Source organism: Bacillus sp. B28 (genome assembly GCF_029536185.1).
Lineage (GTDB): Bacteria > Bacillota > Bacilli > Bacillales > Bacillaceae > Bacillus > Bacillus halotolerans.
The window spans coordinates 4,018,505-4,041,209 of sequence record NZ_CP120511.1 but is presented as its reverse complement, the minus strand read 5'-3'; the positions used below and the strand labels follow the sequence as shown (position 1 = coordinate 4,041,209).

The 22,705-nt window shown below is 43.1% G+C and carries 19 protein-coding genes and 4 pseudogenes; 11 read left to right on the top strand and 12 right to left on the bottom strand.

Going from position 1 to position 22,705, the window contains the following annotated elements:
* The first annotated feature begins 69 nt into the window (after nucleotides 1-69).
* Nucleotides 70-972: a M48 family metalloprotease gene (locus P3L57_RS20130; protein ID WP_371411787.1), complete on the top strand. Its 903-nt coding sequence runs from the start codon at nucleotides 70-72 to the stop codon at nucleotides 970-972.
* Nucleotides 973-1,087: 115 nt separating this feature from the next.
* Nucleotides 1,088-3,004, top strand: coding sequence for a 3'-5' exonuclease (locus P3L57_RS20125; protein ID WP_069486662.1), 1,917 nt, complete (start codon nucleotides 1,088-1,090; stop codon nucleotides 3,002-3,004).
* A gap of 86 nt (nucleotides 3,005-3,090) precedes the next feature.
* Here P3L57_RS20125 and P3L57_RS20120 read toward each other — a convergent pair.
* Nucleotides 3,091-3,632 (bottom strand): annotated as a pseudogene (locus tag P3L57_RS20120) (GntR family transcriptional regulator); the annotation flags it as partial.
* On the opposite strand from P3L57_RS20120, the pseudogene bglA reads away from it, so the two are divergent.
* A pseudogene (gene bglA, locus P3L57_RS20115) lies at nucleotides 3,629-4,113 on the top strand (6-phospho-beta-glucosidase BglA); the annotation flags it as partial. The pseudogenes P3L57_RS20120 and bglA sit on opposite strands and share 4 nt — an antisense overlap.
* A gap of 112 nt (nucleotides 4,114-4,225) precedes the next feature.
* Here the strand turns inward: bglA and ahpF are convergent.
* The 6 genes from ahpF to gntR all read right to left on the bottom strand — a co-directional run bounded on the left by ahpF (nucleotide 4,226) and on the right by gntR (nucleotide 11,704).
* Complete coding sequence (gene ahpF, locus P3L57_RS20110; RefSeq protein WP_044160148.1) at nucleotides 4,226-5,755, bottom strand: alkyl hydroperoxide reductase subunit F; 1,530 nt, start codon at nucleotides 5,753-5,755, stop codon at nucleotides 4,226-4,228.
* A gap of 13 nt (nucleotides 5,756-5,768) precedes the next feature.
* Entirely contained in the window at nucleotides 5,769-6,332 is a 564-nt protein-coding gene (ahpC, locus tag P3L57_RS20105) for an alkyl hydroperoxide reductase subunit C (protein WP_010332567.1), read from the bottom strand.
* A gap of 290 nt (nucleotides 6,333-6,622) precedes the next feature.
* The gene (gene gnd / locus P3L57_RS20100; protein ID WP_069486664.1) at nucleotides 6,623-8,038 is read right to left on the bottom strand and encodes a decarboxylating NADP(+)-dependent phosphogluconate dehydrogenase; all 1,416 of its coding nucleotides are present in this window, start codon (nucleotides 8,036-8,038) and stop codon (nucleotides 6,623-6,625) included.
* Nucleotides 8,039-8,063: 25 nt separating this feature from the next.
* Nucleotides 8,064-9,410, bottom strand: coding sequence for a gluconate permease GntP (gntP, locus tag P3L57_RS20095; RefSeq protein WP_059335302.1), 1,347 nt, complete (start codon nucleotides 9,408-9,410; stop codon nucleotides 8,064-8,066).
* A gap of 28 nt (nucleotides 9,411-9,438) precedes the next feature.
* Nucleotides 9,439-10,980, bottom strand: a complete 1,542-nt coding sequence (gene gntK / locus P3L57_RS20090; protein ID WP_059292154.1) for a gluconokinase — start codon at nucleotides 10,978-10,980, stop codon at nucleotides 9,439-9,441.
* Nucleotides 10,973-11,704, bottom strand: coding sequence for a gluconate operon transcriptional repressor GntR (gene gntR, locus P3L57_RS20085; RefSeq protein ID WP_044160140.1), 732 nt, complete (start codon nucleotides 11,702-11,704; stop codon nucleotides 10,973-10,975). The genes gntK and gntR overlap by 8 nt, the downstream gene beginning before the upstream one ends.
* 192 nt (nucleotides 11,705-11,896) lie before the next feature.
* Here gntR and P3L57_RS20080 point away from each other — a divergent pair, with 192 nt between their 5' ends.
* Both P3L57_RS20080 and P3L57_RS20075 read left to right on the top strand, forming a co-directional pair.
* On the top strand, nucleotides 11,897-13,045 hold the full coding sequence (locus tag P3L57_RS20080) for a glycerate kinase (RefSeq protein WP_069486665.1): 1,149 nt from the start codon (nucleotides 11,897-11,899) through the stop codon (nucleotides 13,043-13,045).
* Between the two features lie 88 nt (nucleotides 13,046-13,133).
* Complete coding sequence (locus P3L57_RS20075) at nucleotides 13,134-14,165, top strand: polysaccharide pyruvyl transferase family protein (RefSeq protein WP_059292156.1); 1,032 nt, start codon at nucleotides 13,134-13,136, stop codon at nucleotides 14,163-14,165.
* A gap of 145 nt (nucleotides 14,166-14,310) precedes the next feature.
* Here the strand turns inward: P3L57_RS20075 and P3L57_RS20070 are convergent, their stop codons facing one another.
* The gene (locus tag P3L57_RS20070; protein ID WP_059335300.1) at nucleotides 14,311-14,721 is read right to left on the bottom strand and encodes a hypothetical protein; all 411 of its coding nucleotides are present in this window, start codon (nucleotides 14,719-14,721) and stop codon (nucleotides 14,311-14,313) included.
* A 14-nt stretch (nucleotides 14,722-14,735) separates the two neighbouring features.
* Nucleotides 14,736-16,208 (bottom strand): DUF2974 domain-containing protein, encoded by a 1,473-nt coding sequence (locus tag P3L57_RS20065; RefSeq protein ID WP_069486666.1) that lies wholly within the window; start codon nucleotides 16,206-16,208, stop codon nucleotides 14,736-14,738.
* 60 nt (nucleotides 16,209-16,268) lie between these two features.
* Here P3L57_RS20065 and P3L57_RS20060 point away from each other — a divergent pair, with 60 nt between their 5' ends.
* Complete coding sequence (locus tag P3L57_RS20060; RefSeq protein WP_069486667.1) at nucleotides 16,269-16,781, top strand: DUF1433 domain-containing protein; 513 nt, start codon at nucleotides 16,269-16,271, stop codon at nucleotides 16,779-16,781.
* A gap of 78 nt (nucleotides 16,782-16,859) precedes the next feature.
* Here P3L57_RS20060 and P3L57_RS20055 read toward each other — a convergent pair.
* Nucleotides 16,860-16,976 (bottom strand): annotated as a pseudogene (locus P3L57_RS20055) (LrgB family protein); the annotation flags it as partial.
* On the opposite strand from P3L57_RS20055, the pseudogene P3L57_RS20050 reads away from it, so the two are divergent.
* Nucleotides 16,955-17,197 (top strand): annotated as a pseudogene (locus P3L57_RS20050) (MarR family winged helix-turn-helix transcriptional regulator); the annotation flags it as partial. The pseudogenes P3L57_RS20055 and P3L57_RS20050 sit on opposite strands and share 22 nt — an antisense overlap.
* 70 nt (nucleotides 17,198-17,267) lie before the next feature.
* On the opposite strand, the gene P3L57_RS20045 reads toward P3L57_RS20050, so the two are convergent.
* Nucleotides 17,268-18,335, bottom strand: coding sequence for an SDR family oxidoreductase (locus tag P3L57_RS20045; RefSeq protein WP_069486668.1), 1,068 nt, complete (start codon nucleotides 18,333-18,335; stop codon nucleotides 17,268-17,270).
* Nucleotides 18,336-18,465: 130 nt separating this feature from the next.
* On the opposite strand from P3L57_RS20045, the gene yxaF reads away from it, so the two are divergent.
* From yxaF to P3L57_RS20030, 3 genes are all read left to right on the top strand, one after another.
* On the top strand, nucleotides 18,466-19,041 hold the full coding sequence (gene yxaF / locus P3L57_RS20040) for a transcriptional regulator YxaF (RefSeq protein ID WP_059292158.1): 576 nt from the start codon (nucleotides 18,466-18,468) through the stop codon (nucleotides 19,039-19,041).
* 89 nt (nucleotides 19,042-19,130) lie between these two features.
* Nucleotides 19,131-20,144: a quercetin 2,3-dioxygenase gene (locus tag P3L57_RS20035; protein WP_069486669.1), complete on the top strand. Its 1,014-nt coding sequence runs from the start codon at nucleotides 19,131-19,133 to the stop codon at nucleotides 20,142-20,144.
* A 150-nt stretch (nucleotides 20,145-20,294) separates the two neighbouring features.
* Nucleotides 20,295-21,497: a DUF418 domain-containing protein gene (locus P3L57_RS20030; protein ID WP_059335295.1), complete on the top strand. Its 1,203-nt coding sequence runs from the start codon at nucleotides 20,295-20,297 to the stop codon at nucleotides 21,495-21,497.
* Between the two features lie 53 nt (nucleotides 21,498-21,550).
* Here the strand turns inward: P3L57_RS20030 and P3L57_RS20025 are convergent, their stop codons facing one another.
* Nucleotides 21,551-22,006, bottom strand: a complete 456-nt coding sequence (locus P3L57_RS20025; protein ID WP_044160124.1) for an RDD family protein — start codon at nucleotides 22,004-22,006, stop codon at nucleotides 21,551-21,553.
* Between the two features lie 255 nt (nucleotides 22,007-22,261).
* Here P3L57_RS20025 and P3L57_RS20020 point away from each other — a divergent pair, with 255 nt between their 5' ends.
* Nucleotides 22,262-22,687: a DUF5391 family protein gene (locus tag P3L57_RS20020; RefSeq protein WP_069486670.1), complete on the top strand. Its 426-nt coding sequence runs from the start codon at nucleotides 22,262-22,264 to the stop codon at nucleotides 22,685-22,687.
* Nucleotides 22,688-22,705: the final 18 nt, after the last annotated feature.

Below are 22,705 nucleotides of genomic sequence, written 5' to 3'. Positions count from 1 at the left end.
AAAATGTGCCCTCTTTACAATTTTATCCTAAATGCCGATAATATAGAGTGTCATCATTTATAAAAGAAGGTGATTAGCTTGGAAGTTAGAAAATGTAAATATAACTACACGTACATTGGTTGGTCATGTCTGACTGTTTTTATTTCTATCTTTCTATTTAAAACTGTTTTTCCTGTGAAAACTTTTCAAGCAACTTGCTTTATTTTATTAGTTTATGGGATTTTCTTTATTTTAAATTACGGTTTTTTTGGAGATTGGAAAAACAGAATTAGAATGGGCTTAAGACGTCCGGCAACCCTGTATGAAAAGCAGTATCTTTCAAACATCAATGATGAAGTTTATCGTAATGTTCAAAGACAATATCCAACCTTAAAAAAAGCGGATGTTTTCGTTATAAACCATGCTGATACCAATGCTGTTGCATTAGGATTTAAAACAATAGGAATTACGAGCGCTGCGATGAATCAATTAACGGAGGGGCAGTTGAAAGCAGTTGTAGCGCACGAATATGGACATTTAGCTAATAAAGATACTCTTCACTTTACTTTATTTAACGCAGGCTTTGCTGCTTTAACTGCAGCATTGTTACCCTTGTATATTATTGGATTTTTTCTTTCTCTTATTTTCGCATTCTTTGAAGGTTTTTTAGGCGGTTCAAATGCTACGGTTACAACAGGACTTTTTAAGTTATTCTTTAAAATGGTTAATTTGGCTCAAGTGCAATATTTTCGTATGGGTTTTTATTTTGTTAACTTTGGAAGCAGGGATTTTGAGTATAGAGCTGATGAAGTTGCAGCTAAAGCAGGTTATGGCCAGGAACTTCTTTCATTTTTTTATGATTTAGAGCGTGAAAATATTGAGTCGAGAAAAGGATTTTTAGCTTTATTAGCTTCGACTCATCCCTATACAGCTTATCGTATTGAAAATATTGAATCATTTATTTCCAGAGAGCCAGCACAAAGTGATATATAACTCAAAGCATCCTTCACAATAAGGATGTTTTATTTTTAAAATAATTTCCTTTATTTTACTCGGGAGTTTCCGATAATTTAAATATATGATATTTCAGATAAAGGAGTCGGTAAAAATGGCCATAACGGTACCTGAATCAATTCGAAGCACGGCCACAGCGGGAGAGAGGTTATTGTTTCGTACACTAAAGGAGCATCTACCAGATGATTATATCGTTTACTATGAACCTGAAATTAAAGGTGTACGTCCTGATTTTGTTATCATTGGGCCTGACCTAGGATTGCTCGTGCTAGAAGTCAAGGATTACACGAAAAATACGTTTTATCATTTCACTAAAGATGACTGGACCATTCGGAATTCATCTGGTGATCTGCATAGTGTAAAGAGTCCATTAAAACAAGCAAGGGAGTATGCATTTAAAATAACCGATGTACTAAAAAAAGATAAAAATTTAATATATATGGAGGGTAAATATCAATTTAAATTGAAATTTCCATATGGCTATGGTGTAGTGTTTACGAGGTTAGATGAAGTTCACCTACTGGAAAAACAAGTGTATGAAGTGATTGATCCAGAATTTATTTTAGCTCGTGATCAAATAGATCCCGACAGCGACCAGTTTTCTGAAGAAGTGTTAATAGAAAAATTGCTTCAAATGTTTCATGTTCCATTCCAACTGAAAGATCCCCTTACATATGAAGATATAAACACCATTCGTTACTATCTGTTCCCTGAAGTTCGTCTTGGGGCAGAGTTTAAAGAACCTGTTCCGTATCGCGATCAGCTCCTCTTATCACTACGTGATATAAAAACAATGGATCTGCATCAAGAAAATATGGCTAAGCAAATTGGTGATAAACACCGGTTAATTCGTGGAGTGGCTGGCAGCGGCAAAACTTTGATTTTGGCCAGCCGTGCAAAAATGCTAGCAAAGAATCACCCAGATTGGAAGATATTAATTCTCTGTTTCAACATTTCTTTGGCGCAAAATATAACTCAAATGGTTCGGTCTAAGTATGCTGATCCAGAAAACTTAATTGACTCCATATATATCGAAGAAGGAAAATATGAGGAACCCCAAGTTCCTAAGAATGTGCAGATTTTTAATTTTCATCAATGGCTCAAGAAAGAACTTAAAACAAATCCGTATAAGATAGATCAATACATTGAACAACTAGAAAACGGCAAGGCAATCTCTCCAAAGTACGATGCCATTTTAATCGATGAGGGCCAAGACTTTGAAGGGAATTGGCTTCATTTGGCTAGCTTATGTTTGAATCCTGAAACGAAATCATTACTTTTGGTAGAAGATAGAGCACAATCTATTTATGGCAGTAAGAGGAGCTATGTAAAAGATACAGGACTGGATTTCAGAGGAAGATCCAAAATATTAAATATCAATTATCGAAATACATCTCAAATTGTTTCGTTTGCTTGGAATTTCTATGAGAAGCATTCAGCCTTAAAAAACAAAGTTAAACAGGGACAGACAGAAGGTGTGGAGATTATCTCTCCTAAAAGTACAAAACGTAAGGGACCGGAGCCTGCCGTATTAAAGTTTGATACGATTGGGGAAGAAATGAGGGTGATTGCTAAACAAATAGCAGATCTCCGTGTAGAAAAAAGAGTACCTTATTCAGAAATTGCGATTCTTTATCGAGTAAAGAGGACGAAAACATGTAACATTATTCGAGTGATACAAAGAGCACTTCAGGCAGAAGGGATTCCATATAACTGGATTGCAGAGAACGAGGTCACTAAGCGTAATTTCAATCCAGAAGAAGACACAGTCAAAATCTGCACGATTGATAGCAGTAAAGGACTTGATTTTCAGGCTGTTTTTTTAGTGAAAGCGGATCTAATGCCGTTTGAGCTTGAAAAAGATAAGGAAAGGGACGTGTCTTTGATGTACATTGGTATGACTCGTGCGAAAGAATACCTTTGTATTTCTTATTCGGGTGTTTCTGAGTTTACAAGTTATTTTGATGAAATGAAAACGGATGATGTACAGGTTGTACTAGAACATCAATAAACACCAAGGTTTTTACGCGTAAAAAAGAACGAATGTACACAGAAAAGACCAAGGATGAATTTTCTTGGTCTTTTCAATAATTGGTCCTACAGCAAAAAACTATTAGTCTGCACCGCAAACTGCGACTGCTCATAATTATAAGAAATCTTCGAGTAATCAAACGGCTGCCCATTCGTCAGGTGAAAAATACTTTCTATATACAGCTTCGGCAGTCCAGCCTCTAGCTCCAAATACTTCGCTTCCTCCTCATTAAGCTGGCCCACGTGCAGAAACAAATCAGAAAAACAATTTTCAGTCCCAGTCCTTCCCGAATGTAATGGAAGGTGGAGTGGGAGACGATTTCGTTGTTTAAATACGTTACGATGGATTTGTTGTAATAGGATTCTTCGTAGCAAAGGGTCTGGCCGTTGATGTAGCGGACCCTTTTGACATAGTAGATGTCCTCGTCCATTTCGATGTTCAGGTTTTCCGCCGCTTCCGGTGTTGGCTTTCTCACGTCCAGTTCGATGACTTTTGAGGTGACGTTGAAATCCTCGAGGTCTTTTTTAAATCCCTGGTTGGACAGGAGGCTGATATAGCCTTTTCGTTTATGTTTTCTGACGAAGATGCCGCTTCCTCTGAGCTGAAAGCGATGTGAAGAATGATAATACGGGCGGTATTGTCAACGGCGGCTTGCCGAATGGTGTCGAAAATCCGTACATCACATCGAGTGACTGGGGATGGGCGATTGATCCAACCGGGCTAAGATATACGTTAAATCGTTTTATGACCGATACCAAATTCCGTTATTCATTGTTGAAAACGGCTTTGGCGCGGTGGTACGCTGGAGGAGGACGGCAAGATCCATGATCCGGAACGAATTCAATATTTGAGATCACATATTGAAGCACTGGCAAAAGCGGTCACGTACGATGGTGTGGATTTAATCGGCTACACGCCGTTGGGCATTATTGATATTGTCTCCCTTCACAACGGGCGAAATGAAAAAACGCTACGGCATGATCTATGTTAATCGTGACAATGAAGGAAACGGATCCATGAAGCGATATAAAAAAGATTCATTTGAGTGGTACAAAAACGTCATTCAAACGAATGGCGAGGAACTATAAGAAGCTGGCTCGAATCAAGCACTTTTACTGAAGTGCCTGGTTCGGTTTTTTTTCTATAAAATAAGAAAAATCCGCTATCCTGCCAATCTGGCAATATAGCGGATTTCTTATATTAGTTACGGATTAGGTAGTCAAACGCGCCTAAAGCGGCAGTTGCTCCTGATCCCATTGAAATAATGATTTGGTTGTAAGGACCGTCTGTGCAGTCGCCGGCAGCGAATAAGCCTGGGACGCTTGTAGCGCCATTTTTGTCGACTACGATTTCGCCGATGCGGTTGCGCTCAACGGTTTCGTCTAACCATTCTGTGTTTGGCACGAGACCGATTTGGACGAATACACCTTGGAGTTCAACGTGTTTTTCTTCGCCTGTTTCGCGGTCTGTGTACGTGATGCCGTTTACGCTTTGATCGCCTGTGATTTCTTTTGTTTGTGCATTTTTGAGTACAGTGACGTTTGGCAGGCTGTAGAGACGTTTTTGCAAGACTTCGTCTGCCTTCAGTTCCGGCGCGAACTCTAGCACAGTGACGTGATTGACAATACCTGCAAGATCAATCGCTGCTTCGATACCAGAGTTTCCGCCGCCGATAACGGCTACGTCTTTGCCTTCAAACAATGGGCCATCACAGTGCGGGCAGTAAGCAACACCTTTGTTTTTGAACTCTTGTTCACCAGGTACGTTGACATTGCGCCAGCGGGCACCTGTTGAAAGGATAACTGTTTTACTCTTCAGGACAGCACCGTTTTCGAGTTCAAGTTCGAACAGATCTTTTTTCTCAAGTCGTTTTGCGCGCTGAAGGTTCATGACATCAATATCATATTCCTTCACGTGCTCTTCAAGACTTGCAGCAAGCTTCGGTCCTTCAGTTGCTTTTACGCTGATGAAGTTTTCGATGCTCATTGTGTCGAGAACCTGTCCGCCGAAGCGTTCAGCGACAACACCTGTGCGGATTCCTTTACGTGCCGTATAAATGGCTGCACTTGCGCCGGCAGGCCCGCCGCCGACAACAAGAACATCGTAAGGATCTTTGTCAGCGAACTCAGATGCATCTGCGCCGCTGCCCATTTTCGCAAGAATCTCTTCGAGGGTCATACGGCCGCTTCCGAAGGATTCGCCGTTTAGGTAAACCGTAGGCACTGCCATGATGTTTTTGCTTTCAACTTCTGATTTGTATGCCGCACCGTCGATCATTGTGTGCGTAATGTTCGGGTTCAGCACGCTCATCATGTTTAAAGCTTGTACAACATCAGGACAGTTGTGGCATGTCAGGCTGATATAAGATTCAAAGTGGTATTCACCGCTGATCTTCTTCACCTGATCAATGACTTTCTGATCTACCTTAGGCGGTCTGCCGCTCACTTGCAGCAATGCCAACACTAAAGAAGTGAATTCGTGTCCAAGAGGAATACCGGCGAAAGTGACGCCAGTGTCTTCTCCGGCGCGGTTCACACTGAAGCTTGGCGTTCTGTTTAATTCAGCTTTTTCAACTGAAATTTTTGATGACATGGAAGCCAGCTCATCAACGAGAGCCAGCATGTCCTTAGAAGTGTCATCTTCACCTGCACTCACTTTGAGAACAATGTCGTTCTCAATTAGCTGCATGTACTGATTTAATTGTGCTTTGATATTTGGATCAAGTACCAATTGAATGCACTCCTTAGATTTTACCTACTAGATCAAGGCTAGGTGTAAGAGTTTCGCCGCCTTCTTCCCATTTAGCCGGGCAAACTTCACCTGGGTTTTGACGAACGTATTGTGCTGCTTTTACTTTGCTGATCAGGTTGCTTGCGTCACGACCGATACCGCCTGCATTGATTTCAACAGTTTGGATCACGCCATCTGGATCGATGATGAATGTTCCGCGGTCAGCAAGACCAGTTTCTTCGTCAAGAACATCGAAGTTGCGAGAGATCGTTTGAGATGGGTCACCGATCATTGCGTAAGTGATTTTGCCGATTTTTTCAGAGCTGTCATGCCAGCCTTTGTGTACGAAGTGAGTATCTGTAGAGATAGAGTACACTTCAACACCTAATTCTTTAAGTGCAGCGTATTGGTTTTGAAGATCTTCAAGCTCAGTTGGGCATACGAAAGAGAAATCTGCTGGGTAGAAGCAGAATACGCTCCATTGACCTTTTAGAGATTCGTTTGTTACATCGATGAATTCACCGTTTTTGAATGCTTTTGCTTCGAATGGTTGTACTTCTTTACCGATTAAAGACATAATGTTATTCCTCCTAAAAATGGTTTAGAAAGCAGTAGTGCTTTCAATAATAATTCTAATTATATATGAATTATTAATTAATATATATTTTTTGTCAAGACAAAACCCCTTAATTATTTTCTCTTTTTCCTTTCATCGTGAAGGAAAGTGCTGGTGTGATCAGCATAAATTGCTCTTTGACAAATATTCAAATTTTATATGTCTGATTCTCAATTAGTTGTGATATGTGAGTTTATCCTATAAAAAAAGCTGGCAGCTGGTATAAAAACTCCAGCTGTCAGCCTTATCTATTAGTTTGCATCATCAGACCAATTGGTATGGAAAACGCCGTCCATATCTGTCCGCTCGTACGTATGGGCGCCGAAATAATCGCGCTGCGCCTGTAATAGGTTGGCGTTGGAACGCCCTGTGCGGTAGCCGTCGTAGTAAGAGAGCGCGGTGCTTAAGCATGGGAATGCGCTTCCGGCGCTGATTCCCTCGCAAACGACTTTTCGCATGCCTGTCTGATAAGCTTTAAGCTTTTCTGAAAAATAAGGTGCAATCAGCAGGTTTGAGAGATCTGGCTGCTCTTGGAATGCCTCGCTGATGACGTTCAGGAAATCCGCGCGGATGATGCAGCCGCCGCGGAAAATTAAAGCGATGTCTTTAAGCGGCAGATTCCATCCGTAAAGCTCAGATGACATTTTATATTGAGCAAAGCCTTGTGCGTAGGCGCATACTTTTCCCATGTATAAGGCTTGTCTGACGTATTCAATCCAGAGATCCTTATCGTAATGTTTTTCCTCTGTTTCCGGACCGGCTAACACTTGTTCAGCCGCCATACGTTCTTCTTTTAAGGACGACAGGTAGCGGGCAAACAAGGACTCGGTGATAATAGCGGATGGAATGCCGTTATCAATAGCTTGCATGCTTGTCCATTTTCCTGTGCCTTTCTGGCCGGTTTTATCAAGAATGACATCGATCAGCGGCTGCCCTGTTTTTTCGTCTTTTTTGCGTAAAATCTCAGCTGTAATCTCTATTAAATAGCTTTTCAGCTCACCTTGATTCCACGTTTCAAAGATGCTGGCGATTTCTTCGAGCGGCAGACGAAGCGTTTCTCTAAGAAATGTATAGGCTTCAGCAATAAGCTGCATATCTGCATACTCAATGCCGTTGTGCACCATTTTTGTAAAGTGCCCTGCCCCTTTTGGTCCGATGTAGACACAGCATGGGTCTTCTCCGACTTGTGCGGCGATTTTGGTCAGGATCGGAGCGGCTTTTTCATAGACGTCTCGATCTCCGCCCGGCATGATGGAAGGTCCTTTTAATGCACCGACTTCACCGCCGGAAATGCCGATTCCCAAGTAGCCGATTCCTTTTTCCTTCAGCTCGTCATATCTTCTTTCTGTGTCTTCGTAGTGGGAGTTGCCTCCGTCCATGATGACGTCTCCTTCTTCAAGCAAAGGCATTAACGAATGGATGACGGAATCAACCGGCTTTCCTGCTGTGACCATCAGAAAGATTTTTCTGGGTGTTTCTAGTGATTGAACAAAATCTTGAAGCTCGTAGTACGGGCTCAGCGATTGTCCATCCAGCTTTTTCATAAGCTGGTCCGTTAAATCTCTGGTGTAATTATAGACGGCGACTTTTTCGCCTTTATTTGCCATGTTTAAGGCGATATTGCTTCCCATTACGCCTAAGCCTATGACACCAATTGTATTGAACATGTGTGTTACATCTCCTTCATTAATTTCATACAACTAAACTTAACAATAATATAAATCCTAGTCCAGCAACGGAGATAATTGTTTCCAGCAAGGTCCATGTGGCAAATGTTTCTTTCATGCTTAATCCAAAGTATTCTTTGAACATCCAGAAGCCGGCATCGTTGACGTGTGAAGCGATGACGCTTCCTGCGCCTGTTGCGAGCACCACTAATGCAAGGTTGGCATCGGACTGTCCCAGCAATGGAATGACGAGTCCCGTCGTGCTTAATGCGGCAACGGTTGCTGATCCTAAGGAGATGCGCAGGATCGCTGCGATGAGCCATGCCAGCAGAATCGGCGATAATGCCGTTTCTTTGAATAAATCCGCTACGTAGTCGCCGACACCGCCGTTGATTAACACTTGTTTAAAGGCGCCGCCTCCCCCGATGATCAGCAGCATCATGCCAATTTGCGAGATGGCTGTTGAACAAGAGTCCATGACGGTTTTCATTGGAATGTTGCGTGCGATTCCCATTGTGTAAACAGCAACGAGCAGTGAGATGATCATGGCAGTCGATGCATTCCCGATCAAACGGATGAAAGCCAGAAGACCGTTATCCGCAAATCCTATTGTTTCCTGAAGCAAATCAATGATGGTTGCGATCGACATGATGATAATCGGAAGCATTGCTGTAAACACACTGATTCCAAAGCCTGGTGTTTCCTCAAGCTTGAATGTTTTTTGTGTGCCGAGTGACGAGATATTTCCGTTTTTCGCAAATGATGCAGGAACGATTTTTTTCGCGAACTTTGTAAATATTGGCCCTGCAATCAGGACTGTCGGAACAGCAACAATGAAGCCGTACAGCAGCACTTCCCCGATATTTGCGCCGTATTCTCCGGCAATTGCTGTCGGTCCCGGGTGCGGCGGCAGGAATCCGTGTGTGACGGATAATGCTGCGACCATCGGAATACCGAGATATAAAATAGAAATCTTCAATTCTCTTGAAATCGCGAATACGATCGGGATTAATAGAACCAATCCTACTTCAAAGAACAACGCGATTCCGATAATAAAGGAAGCAATCACAACAGCCCACTGTATATTTTTCTCGCCGAATTTGTTGACGAGCGTCATTGCTATACGCTGTGCGCCGCCTGAGTCAGCAATCAGCTTGCCCAGCATCGCACCGAGTCCGAAGATGAGTGCGATGTGGCCAAGTGTCCCCCCTATACCTTCTTCAATGGAGCTGACAACTTTATCAAACGGCATCCCAAGTGCCAGTGCCACGCCGAATGATACAACTAATAAGGAAATAAATGTATTTAATTTCAAGCCCATAATTAAAAATAGTAATGCCAAAATCCCAAGTGCAACAATGATTAACGGCATGATAATGCCCTCCCCTTCATGTCATGTGCTATTTGTGTGTAATTAGGCTTCTTTGATAATTTGCAATTTGGGTATATTGATTTTCTAATGATCTTGATAGATTGATGAATATCGGCATTAATGTTCTATATTCTTTGGCTGAGTCTTCGATTGGCGTATGTCTGTACGTGCTGCCGATCATGTCGGACACGGCTTCGAACGAGTCGATTTTTCCTGTCGCATACAGGCCTAAAATGCAGGCGCCGAGACAGGAGCTTTCGTAGCTTTCAGGAACGACGACTTCAGATTCGAATATGTCCGACATCATTTGCCGCCAAACCTCTGATCTTGCAAAGCCGCCAGTCGCTTGAATTCGGGTGACCGGTCCGTCCATGCATTCTGTTAGCGCCAGGAACACAGTGTACAGATTGTAAATGACCCCTTCTAATGCTGCACGTATCATATGTTCTTTTTTATGTGACATGGTCAGGCCGAAAAATGAGCCGCGTACATCCGGGTTCCATAACGGAGCGCGTTCCCCGGCAAGATACGGGTGGAACAGCAGGCCGTCAGAACCCGGTCTGACGCGTTCAGCAATCTTCGTCAGCACGTCATATGGGTCAATTCCCAGTCTTGTCGCTGTTTCGATTTCTGACGAAGCAAATTCATCTCTGATCCAGCGAAGAACGATGCCTCCATTGTTCACCGGACCGCCGATGACCCAATGCTTGTCCGTTAACGCGTAGCAGAAAATTCTCCCCTTTTCATCGGTTTGCGGCTGGTCGATAATGGTTCGGATAGCGCCGCTCGTACCGATTGTAACGGCGATTTCTCCTTTTTTAATGGCATTGACGCCGAGATTGGACAGTACGCCGTCGCTCGCGCCGATGACAAAAGGTGTTTCCGGATCGATTCCCATCTGGATGGCTAATTCCGGGCTGCAGTGCTGAAAGATCTCGGTTGTCGGCACGAGTTTGGATAAGTGATCCGGCGTGATCCCTGCGATGTGTAACGCTTCCTCGTCCCAATTCAAGCTTTTGAGGTTCATCATGCCAGTCGCTGATGCTAAGGAATAGTCGATGACATATTCATCAAACAGCTGTTTAAAGATGTATTCTTTGATGCCGATATATTTTTTTGCCTTGGAAGCGATTTCTTTCCGTTCGTTTGTGATCCAGGCAATTTTGCTTAACGGTGACATGGGATGAATGGGTGTTCCTGTTCGTTTGTAGACCTCATGCCCGTTGAGTTCATCTTTGATCTTATGCGCCCAGCCCTCGCTTCGATTGTCTGCCCACGTGATGCATGGTGTCAGAGGCTGATCATTTTCGCCCATGGCAATGACGCTGTGCATGGCGCTGCTGAAGGAAATAAATGAGATCTGTTTTTCCGGGTGCTGTTTCGTGATTTTTGCAGTTGTATGGATGACAGCCTGAAAAATCAATTCCGGGTTTTGTTCAGCCGTTGAGATGTCTGGCGTATGGAGCGGGTAGCCGATGCTTTCTTTTTGTACCACGTCTCCGTTTTCAGTGAATAATACAGCCTTTGTGCTGGTCGTACCGATATCGATTCCTAACATATAACTAGTCATTTTTGTGTTCAGCTCCTTTTGCCAGCATTTGTTGTGAGAGCCAGAGGTCCTCTACTTTTTCTTGCACATCGTCAAAATTCTGGTGCAGAGACTGAACCATCAGCGCCCTGTCCTTTGTTTTGATTGCTTGAATATAAAGCTCATGGTTATCCAGAATCCTTGAGAAATCTTCGTACTTTTCCTTTAACCGTACCCGCATAGATAAAAGAATAAAGCTTTCCATTACGGGTTTTAGATTGTTCCAGATCATCTGAATGTATGAGTGATCAATGGCGCGGATAATCGTTTCATGGAATAACACATCCTGAAATGAAAACTCGTCCGCGTCCTCGTATTTGATGGAGACTTTCATTATTTCTAGAATCTTGCTGAGATCTTTGACTAAAGGCTCAATGTCGATTTTGACCAGCCGTTCAAAGACAAATGTTTCTAATAATAAACGCACGTCATATATTTCTGCGATTTCCTTTTCAGTTAACCCAATCACAACCGCTCCCATTCGTTCTAAACGGATCATTTTTTCGGAAGCCAGTATTTTTAACGCTTCGCGAACCGGCGAACGGCTTACTGAAAACTCAGCCGCGATTGTATTTTCTGATAGAATGGTACCGCTTTCAATCATGCCTGAAATAATCCGCATTCTCAGCTCGCATGCGACGCGAACGCCGGTTGACGCTTTTGAAAGCCATTTTGCGGGATACAACAGGTCCTTGGAGTCTAGCATATGCTCACCTTCCTCACTAAGGAGTATACTTGTATACAAGTATGATAACGTGAATGTTTTATTAATGCAAACACTTTCATTTCTAATTTTTAATAAAATTTTTCCTGATAAATTGGTATATATGCCCAAATCAATTGTGGTAAATTGAAGAAAAGACAGTGTAAATCATCACTTTTTGAAAGAGGCGATTGGATGAAAATCATTATTGCACCGGATTCTTTTAAGGAAAGCTTATCAGCGTTGGAGGCTGCTCACGCCATAGAAAGAGGCTTCAAAACGGTTTTCCCCGATGCCGAATATCGGAAGCTGCCGATGGCGGACGGCGGTGAGGGGACTGTCCAGTCATTAATTGATGCCACGGGCGGAACCATAAAAGAGCAGATTGTCACGGGTCCGCTGGGGGAACCGGTTAAAGCGTTTTTTGGCATAATGGGAGACGAAAAAACAGCTGTGATTGAGATGGCTGCCGCATCAGGGTTGCATCTTGTGCCCGCAGAGACGAGAAACCCGCTTGTCACTTCTACTAAAGGAACGGGAGAATTAATCGCTGCTGCTCTTGATGCGGGTGCAGAGCGTTTGATCATCGGAATCGGCGGAAGCGCCACAAATGATGGCGGAGCCGGAATGGTTCAGGCGCTGGGCGGAAGGCTTCTTGATGAATCAGGCCATGAGATCGGTCCCGGAGGCGGTGCGCTTTCTCAGCTTTCCTCAATAGATGTGGAAGGACTTGATCCCAGATTACGAAATGTGAAAATTGAAGTCGCCTGCGACGTGGATAACCCGTTAACAGGGCCAAGAGGGGCTTCCGCTGTTTTCGGTCCTCAAAAAGGCGCCACGCCTGACATGGTGCGTATCCTTGACCAGAACCTGTCTCACTTTGCGGATGTGGCTGAAACAACGCTTGAAACAAGCTTCAGGGAAACAGAGGGCGCCGGTGCAGCAGGGGGTCTCGGATGGAGTTTGCTTACTTTTCTCCATGCTGATTTGAAGAGAGGCATTGGTATCGTCCTCGATGCGGTTCAGTTTGAAAGCGAGGTTCAGGATGCAGATCTTGTGATTACCGGCGAAGGGCGGATTGACAGCCAGACAGTTTACGGCAAGACGCCGATTGGCGTGGCCAAAGCGGCTAAGGCATACGATGTGCCTGTCATTGGACTTGCGGGATCAGTTTCGCGAGACAGTGATGCGGTCTATGCACACGGGATGGACGCCCTTTTCAGCATCGTGCCGGGAGCCGTGCCCCTTGCAGACGCACTTGGGCATGCAGCTGAGAATATGGAAAGAACGGCAAGAAACATTGCGGCATCTTTAAAACTGGCGAAAACAATGTATCTGATATAAAGCCGGTCAAGCACATGCCCGTGCATATTCACCCTCCTTTCTGGGTACAGACAGATAACCAAGCACAACCTAGAAGGAGGACACAGACATGACTGTACAAGAAATCAAAGGCAAAAAACTAGGTAAAGGGATCGCGCCGAATGTAAAACCCGAAGCCTTATTAAACGATAAACGAAAAGTATTTTTGTTTGGTTCCCCGAGTTACACAAACATCGGAGACCAAGCGATTGCGTATGCGGAAGAGAAATTTATTAAAAATCATTTTCCGTACTATGAATATATTGAAATTATGGACTACGCGACGGACGAAGGCATCGAATTGGTGAAGGAGATCATCCGTGAAGACGATATTGTCTGCTTTACCGGCGGAGGAAATCTGGGCAACCTCTACCTTGATATTGAGGAGGACAGAAGGAAGGTCTTCGCCGCGTTTAAAGACTATAAATCCATTTCTCTTCCGCAATCCGTCTATTTTGAAGATACAGAGGACGGAAACAAAGAAAAGAAAAAAACACAGGATGCGTACCATCAAAATCCAAATTTAACGATTGCCGCGCGGGAGACACAGACGCTCGATGTTGTGAAAGAAACCTTCAATTCAGATGTCATCTTTACACCGGATATGGTGCTGTCTTTGGATATCGTACCGAAAGAGCTTGAACGGGACGGCGTTCTTTTTATTTTAAGAGCGGACAAGGAGAAGGTAACCGATGAAGATTTTATTTCACACATGATGAAATGGGCAGAAAAAACAACCTATGCGGAGCGTACAGACACGGTGCTTGATACGGTCGATATGATTGATTACGAGGATCGGGAAAAGCATTTCATGGAAATGCTCGACCGCATTGGTTCCAGTCAATTGGTGGTGACAGACCGCCTTCACGCTATGATCTTTTCGATTATCACAAAAACGCCATGCCTCGTCTTTGGAAATAGCTACGGCAAAGCCAAACATTCATACCGGGATTGGCTTGAAAGCTTAAACTTCATTGAATACACAGATAAAAATGATATTGAGGAATTAGAGCAAATGATTGACCGCCTGCTTCAAGCAGAGCCGAATGACGTTGATTTGTCTAAGGATTTTCAGCCGCTGATTGATTTCTTTAGATCGTAAGGGAAAAGCAGACTGGGAACAGTCTGCTTTTTTCTGTGCTAATGATCGTTTTCCAGACGCACAGTTTCATTCGTGATTCGTTCTCGCTGCGCCGCTTCGTCGGAGATGATATCTTCTTTATTTTAAGCTATATTGACTCTCTACCTTATAAGCCAATGGAATTGATTACACTCGAAACATCAGAATAAACTTTATCAAATGAAAGGTGATCTTTCATTTTATCAGTGACACTATCTATTGCTTTTCCAGACATATGATGGTTAAGGATTTCTCGTTTTGTCTTTATAGCCTGCTCGGCATCTGTAATGTTTTCAAGGATCGAAGACAAATTCTTACGGTCTTCGTGAAATGCATAGCTTAATTGTTTTTTGATTGAATGCATCAACGCCAATTTTTGTTCTTGTCGCTTCTTCTCTTTAAACGCCGCCAATTGTTCAGGTGTCATTTCAGAGGTATTTACATCAGCATTTGAAAAAATTGAAGTGCTTGAATGCTGACTCGTCATTTTTTGCATAAAACGGTCAGCATCTGTTGGTTTCTTATTCATAAAATCCATGTTTCTTTCTCTCCTTATGAAATCCCCATTCGACTGGCCGCTGCCAGATCTGCATCATGATACGCATGTCCCATATGTCCGAGATCATCTGCAATCATCTGCAGAAAGTGTTGCAGATTGAGCGCTGCATCTACTGCCTGATCATATTTTTCTTTTGAGTAAAAAAGGTGGTGCGGTTTGTTCATCTTGATCTGATTGATCAGATCATCGACATCGGAAACTGATAATTCGTCATAGGCGCCAAAACCAACCATTCGTGTATGCATATTCCTGACATCCTCAATTGAATCCTTTACTTTGTCATCAATTCTTTCAATCTGGCGTATCATTTTTGACCATTCCGTTTCGGCAATATGTTTCAACTGAGTACTTGTATTCATTAATACATGTGATTTGATAAGAATCGAAACACCTGTATTGGCCTTCACATTCGTTGATTTCATTTGGTTTAGCATCGCTAATGCAAAGTCAGGGTTGTTCTTTAAAACATCATCCACAGTTTGGGCAGAGCCATCTGAATGGAAGCTGTATCGATCCAAGCCGTGACTTCCCATTAAGGCTTCAGCAAATAGTGTGATATCAAGAGATTGATTGCCATAATGTTTCAGTCCAAGACCCAGCATTTTCACTTCATCAGGGAGGCTATTATTCTGTACACCATTGGGCAAAGCATCGTCATACATCACTTTTACTTTGCCTACTTCAGCAGCATCCCGATTCAGCAAGGATAATCCATCATTTAAATTAATATATTCTGTTAAACGGCTGCGAAACTCTCCCTTTAACGCCCGGGCTTTTACATCCTTAGGCAGGTTTTCATATATGTTAGGATTCTCGAAGGTGACACCGCGGTCTATAAAGTCATTCATCACGACTGCATAGCTTGCATTAGATCCGCCTAATGAGTGACCGGTGACTTGAATGTCAGCATTTTTAAAGTCTTTATGTATTTTTTTTGCATATTGATCTGCCTGAATGGCTTGGTTATCTGTTCCATCATCAAACGGCTTTTTGCCAACTAGATAACTAGTGTCCATGTGAAGCCAATCTTGGATGATCTCATTTGCATATTCAGAGAAACCTGTTACTGAGTCAAAAGAAGACCCATCTTCTTCAGCTGGAATATTGATCCCTTTTTTCTCTAGTTCTTTAATGAGCTCTTCTCTTTTTCCACGCTGATTTGTTTCCTTAATCGTTTCTTTTAATTGGTTAGTGCTGATAGGTTCTGATCCGCGGTATGCGATGATGGCGTTTTGGATTTTTTCTTTGTCTTTTCCATTGTTTGAAATTGTATAATCTCTTTCATTAACAAGAGTTAAGGCATTAAGACCTTTTTCAGTTTTTTTATAATCAACAACATACAGCTTTTGGCCGTTGCTAATTTTTATTGTTTGACCGATGTGGTATTTTTTAAGGTTATATGCTGAACTGGAAATTTCATTATAATCTTCATCACTAATTTTTAAAGTGTTTTTTCTTATAGCCATTTCACTATTCCCCCAAACTTTACCTATCTTGTATAATAAAATAAAAAAGGATGAAATACCATGATAAATACCAAAAAAATACTAATTGTAGGGACAGTTTTATTAATCTCACTAACATGTGCTTTTTATATTAATCATCAACTAAATAAACCAGAAAAATCGGAAGTCACAGGAGGTAAAAAAAATATGAATAATAAAGAAAAAAGCGAACAAGAAAAAGCAGAAGCATACGCTGAGGAAATGAAGCCAAAAATAGAAGAAGAGTTAAGAAAAGAGGATATTCATCATTTTATAAAGTCTGTGACTTTTGAAGATAAAGTTAATATAAACCCGATGGGAAGAATTGTAGTGAATGGTTATATAAATGACAACCCAGAGAAATTCGATTTTTCCGCAGATTTGATATACGAGTCCAATAAAGTTGATGGGATAAGCTATTCCCAAGATGTCTCAGACCGTTTCAGAGATTGGAGCGAATATAGCAAAGAGGTAAAAGATAAATATATCAAAACCGCATACCCTGATACAAAAGAGCGTGAACAATATTTAAGAGACATAGGGGAACTAAAATAAACAGGCCAAAATGCCTGTTTACTTTCGCCGATTCGTATCCCAAAAAAGACTGCCCTCCTCCGGGGCAGTCTTTCTTTATTACATATGAAACAGCCAGATGACAAGCGGTCCGAAAAATGAGCCGAGAACCGCATAGAGTGTCATGGAGACAGAACTCATGGATACGGCTAGTTCTCCATATTCAAATGCTTTTGAGACAAGCTGCAGCTTTAGAAGCCAAGGAGCTCCTCTATCGTTTTACCGATCCTTCCGATAGAAGAGTCAGTCTGTTTACCATTACAAAACTCGGCAAACAAGCATTAAAGGCAGATCAGCAGATGCGCTTAGATGAACAGATGCTGAAAGAGTGGTCAATACATCAAAAAGAGATGTTTGGCGAACTTCTCCAGCGTATGAACAAGGCCTTTGTCGATTAACATCAAAAAACCCATGCGCTATGTTACATCTGCATGGGTTTTATGGTGTGCAATTAAATGATGGAAGGTCTCATTTGGTGCGTTTAACGGCAGCCCAGACGCAAGCAAGCCCGACAGCCACTGCCGCAGTTACCGCCGGGCGCTTTGTGGCCTTTGCATAATAGCTTCTTGACCGAAGCCACCCTTTATTTGTCCCTCTGTCATGCATGCCGTAGCCCGCATGGTAAAGCGCGCTTTCTTCACGCGGTTTGGACGGCCTTTCCGCATGCTGGCTGTAGTACATGATTTTTTCCATCAGTCTGTCGGTCAGCCGGGGAAAGAGTGCACCCAGCATGGCGATGGCTTTTGCCTGCGAGCCGATGTACATGTCGCGTTTCGGATGTTCAGCGGCAAACAGAATGGCTTCGGCTGCAGCTTCCGGCGGGTAGATCATAGAGCGGTAATGAGCCGGCTGTTTGTCCAGGTAGCTTCTGGCGTGTTCGTTGTAAGGGGTGTCGATTCTGCCTGGATGGATGAGTGTGACCGAGACCGGTACCTGTTCTTTTTCAAGCTCCATTCGGATGCTTTCTGTCCATCCGTGAAGCGCGAATTTCGCAGACGCGTAGGTGGATTGAATGACGGTTCCTCTGTCGCCGAACAGGCTTCCTACATTGATGAGAGCACCCGGACCGCCTCTGCTTGTAAAGTGTTTGACGGCTGCCCTTGTTCCATAGACCGGACCCCAGAAATTGGTGTCAAACACGCGCTTCATGTCTTCGGTGGTAACATCCATAGCGTGTCCGAAAACCGAAACAGCGGCGTTGTTAACCCATGTGTCAAAGCGGCCGAATGTGCTGATCGCGGTTTCTGCGATGCGGTTGACGTCTTCTTCTTTTCCCACATCCGCTTTTACATAGATGGCTTCGTGCCCTTTTTTCTTTACTTCATCAACGAGCTCCTGAAGGGCGTCTTCATTTCGGGCTGCTGCGACGACTTTTGCCCCTTTTTCGGCTGCCATTCTCGCGGTGACGAGTCCGATTCCGCTTGTAGCACCGGTAATGACGATGACTTGATCCTTTACTTTTTTCAGTTTGAGCTTCTTTTTCGGGCTTTGCTGTTCAAGCTGTTCAGTATTGGTGACCGTATCATCAGTTGTCATCGGGAATCCCCTCCTAGACATGTTTGTCTACATTTACCCCATCCAGAAGGTTCTTACCCCTTTTGACAATCCCATGGTTCTTTTTTATATTATATAAGTCGCTCTACCATACCTAGGAGGGAATGTTTCAATGACTAGCAGAGGAGATTCACGTGAAAAAATCCTTCACACAGCGTCACGTCTGTTCCAGCTGCAAGGATATCACGCGACAGGCTTAAACCAGATTGTGAAAGAAAGCGGTGCTCCTAAGGGATCGCTTTATCACTTTTTTCCGAATGGCAAAGAAGAATTAGCAATTGAAGCGGTTACATATACGGGTAAGATCGTTGAACATGTGATACAGAAAAGCATGGATGAGTCCTCTGATCCTGTTGAAGCGATTCAGCGTTTTATTGAAAAAACCGCCAGCCAGTTTGACAATACGGAAAGCATTCAAGGGATTCCAGTCGGCTTGCTGGCGAGTGAAACGGCGTTAATCAGCGAGCCGCTGCGCACGGTTTGCATGAAGGTGTTTAAAAGCTGGGAAGCGGTTTTCGCCAGAAAATTAATGGAAAACGGATTTGCAGAAGAAGAAGCAAGCCAGCTGGGAATGCTGATCAATTCGATGATTGAAGGCGGAATTATGCTTTCTTTAACGAATAAAGACAAAACGCCCCTTCTTCTCATTGCCGAACAAATTCCAGTATTGGTGAGGAAAAAAGGGTAGCAATTTGTTATCCTTTCCCCTAAAATTATATAGAACGGTCTAGTCAAAAACCTACAATATATAGACTGGTCTAAATTGGAGGACGCAACATGAAAACGTTAAGTAAACATTCACTGCCCAAAGAAAAAGTGCCTTACTTGCTTCGCAGCGGAGAGGGAGAGCGCTATTTGTTCGGCAGACAGGTCGCGACAGTGATGGCAAACGGAAAGAGCACGGGAGATTTGTTCGAGATCGTGCTGCTTTCTGGGGGAAAAGGAGATGCCTTTCCGCTTCATATTCACAAAAATACGCATGAAGGGCTTCTTGTTCTGGACGGTAAGCTTGAACTGACGCTTGATGGAGAACATCATCTTTTAGCAGCTGGTGATTATGCGAACATTCCGGCCGGAACGCCGCACAGCTATCGGATGCAGAGCCACAGAACACGGCTGGTGTCTTACACAATGAAAGGGAATGTCGCACATATGTATTCCGTGCTTGGAACGCCGTATGATCACGCTGAACATCCGCCGCACGCAAGCGAAGAGGTATCAAAAGAGCGTTTTGCAAAAGCGGCTGAGGCGGCGGACATTATATTTGCGGAGGATGAAAACCGTGCCGGTGCTCCAAAACTAGTGGAGAATACAGAACTTCCGGCTGGCGTTGTTCCATATGTGCTTGAGTCTGGAGAAGGAGACCGCCTGTTGACGGGCGATCAGCTTCACCGCATTGTGGCTGCGCAAAAGAATACGGACGGGCAATTTATCGTTGTATCATCTGAAGGCCCTAAAGGCGATCGCATCGTTGATCATTATCATGAGCATCATACAGAAACTTTCTATTGCCTTGAAGGACAAATGACGATGTGGGCCGATGGTGAAGAAATTCAGCTTAATCCTGGAGATTTCCTGCATGTTCCTGCCAACACTGTACACTCATATCGCTTGGATTCTCACTATACAAAAATGGTGGGTGTATTGGTTCCGGGCTTATTCGAGCCGTTTTTCCGCACGTTAGGAGATCCGTATGAAGGGCATATTTTCCCGAGTGAGCCTCAAGCTTTGCGATTCGACCGTGTCTTGCAGAATATCGAGACATTAGATTTAAAGGTCATGAAACCATAATATCTCCGCCGGGCTTCCTGAGGAGCCTGGCTTTTTATTGTGAAGGTGACGAGATTGTAAGGTTTTTCCTTTGCGCTGCCACCTAAATCGATGTTTCTTCGTTTCTTTTTTTCATACGCTTGAGGTATAGAAAAAAGGAGCGTGATCCATATGGCTTCATTACAGCCGACTCTGACAAATGAGCGGATTGGTGTGCTTGACGTGTTAAGAGGAATTGCCATTTTCGGCATCCTATTTGTGAATTTGGCGCACTTCAGTTATCCGGATATGTATTTGTCTATGCTTGGAAAGGATAATTTTTTTACGGAAAAGTGGTCTGGTGCAGATTTTGCTGCAGCAGAAATATTGAAATTTTTGATTCAAACCAAATGTATTTTACTGTTTTCATTTTTATTTGGGTTTGGCATGGTGGTGATGATGGAGAGAGCGTTAAGCAAAGGAAAACGTTTTGTCCCGCTTTATATCAGAAGATTATTGGCGCTCTTCATCTTTGGAACCATACATGCTTTTTTGATATGGGACGGGGATATCTTAACGGAATACGCCCTGCTTGGTTTGGTTTTACTTTTGTTCAGAAAAGCAAAGCCGAAAACACTGTTGATATGGGCAGTCTCTTTGTATCTCCTGTTTTCTCTTCCGTTCATTTTGGCAAGCTTTCATCAAGCAAACGGACAAGAATGGGCACAAGCAGCCATTCAGCAAGCGAAGCAGGCGCTTCATGCTTACGGAAACGGCAGCCTGAAAGACATTGCGGAACAGCGAATCCACGATCGGCTCGTTTATATGTCAATGAATGGCATGCTGACCTATAATCCGCTGAATTTCTTTTTTGCCTCCATCCCATATTTCAGTATGTTTTTGCTGGGAGCCGCGGCGGCAAAATCAAGATTTCTGCATCAGCCGGAAAAGCACCGCAAAGCGTTAAAAAGAGTATGGCTGTCTGGGCTGGTCATTGGCATCAGCGCTCATATATTGTACAGTGTGACCGAAATGGAAGTATTTTTGCTGGTTGGTGCGCCTTTTCTTATGTTTTTCTACGTCACAACGATTGTGTATCTTTATCATAAGACAAAACTGGCTAAGCCGCTGCAATACTTTTCCGCAGTCGGGAGAATGGCATTTACCAACTATCTCATGCAATCAATCATTTGTACGTGGATTTTCTATCATTACGGGTTGGGGTTATACGGCAAAGTATATCCGGCTGCGGGCGTGTTGATCACGATCGCGGTATGTGCCCTTCAAATGACCATCAGCCATCTTTGGCTGCGGGCATTCCGAATGGGGCCGTTTGAGTGGCTTTGGAGGAGCCTTACGTATATGAAGCGGCAGCCGATCTTGAAGAAATCATAGATAAATAAAAGTCTAGACTCATAATTGACGTCTAGACTTTTTCATGTTTTCAATTATTTATATACAACCCGTGTACGGCAAATGATGTCATGAAGGCCCTTTTTCTCTCCGAATGCCACCATGATAAAACCGATATAAAAGATAATTCCAGATAATATGTACGCAAAGTAACGGCCGATTGCCTGCCCGACAGACACGCGTCCGCCTTGTTCATTGACTACTTTCAGCCCGAGAATTTTCTTGCCGAGCGTACCTTGCATTTTAGAAGCTGTAAGCAGCCCGTAATATAACACACTGATGACGATCATGATCAGCATGGTTGGCAAAAATGCCAGCGTCAAGTATTTCACCATATATTCGTCTTGTGTCATGTATGGGTCTGTTGCGATGGATCCAGCGATAAATACGGAATTGATAATAAATAGAATAATATAGCTAGGAACAGATACAATAATGCCGTCAATCAAATAAGCTAAAACACGAATCCAAAATCCTGCCGGTTTTTCCATGTATATTTCTCTCTCCTTTGAATTAATCTGGAACAGTATACTTTGTAAAAAAAGCTTTTGCAATATGATATGGTGATAAAATCCTGATATTACTGAAAAATGAGTCTTTTATCCTTTGTTTTTTACTATATAAATATACTAGTAATAACCATATTGTTTGCGTATCTGTTTTGGGATTTTTTAAAATATAATGAATTTTCCACCCGTCTTCCTTATAATAAAAAGGTTAATATTTCTATTTGAAGGAGGAGTTTGATGTCTAGAAAAAACAGCGTGGCGATCATGACAGCCATTTCTGCTTTTCTTTTCTGCGCCATGATTGCTGCGGCTTCACTTTCGCCGCTGGCCGGAACGGGAGGGGCGGCCAATCAATTTAATTCAGTCGGCATGTGGTCAGCTATCGGTATGATTTTTGTATTATATTTTATTCCTTTAATCATTTATATGCTCGGAGTAGATGCGATGAGGTATGTCATGGCGGTGCTTTGCGGCTTTGGGCTGCTGATTCACTTGTCTTCAGCGGGGTTTATCTTGATGTATAGTTTCTTCAGTGACCATCCGTTTTCTGATGTGATCTTTGTGATTGGGGTTAGTCTCGCTGCGGCTGCTGTCAACGTTATTTGGTTTGTGGCTGCATTTCGTTCGGGTGCTGAAAAAACGTCTGCGCATACTCTTACATAGTTTTCTAGTTTGTGATGG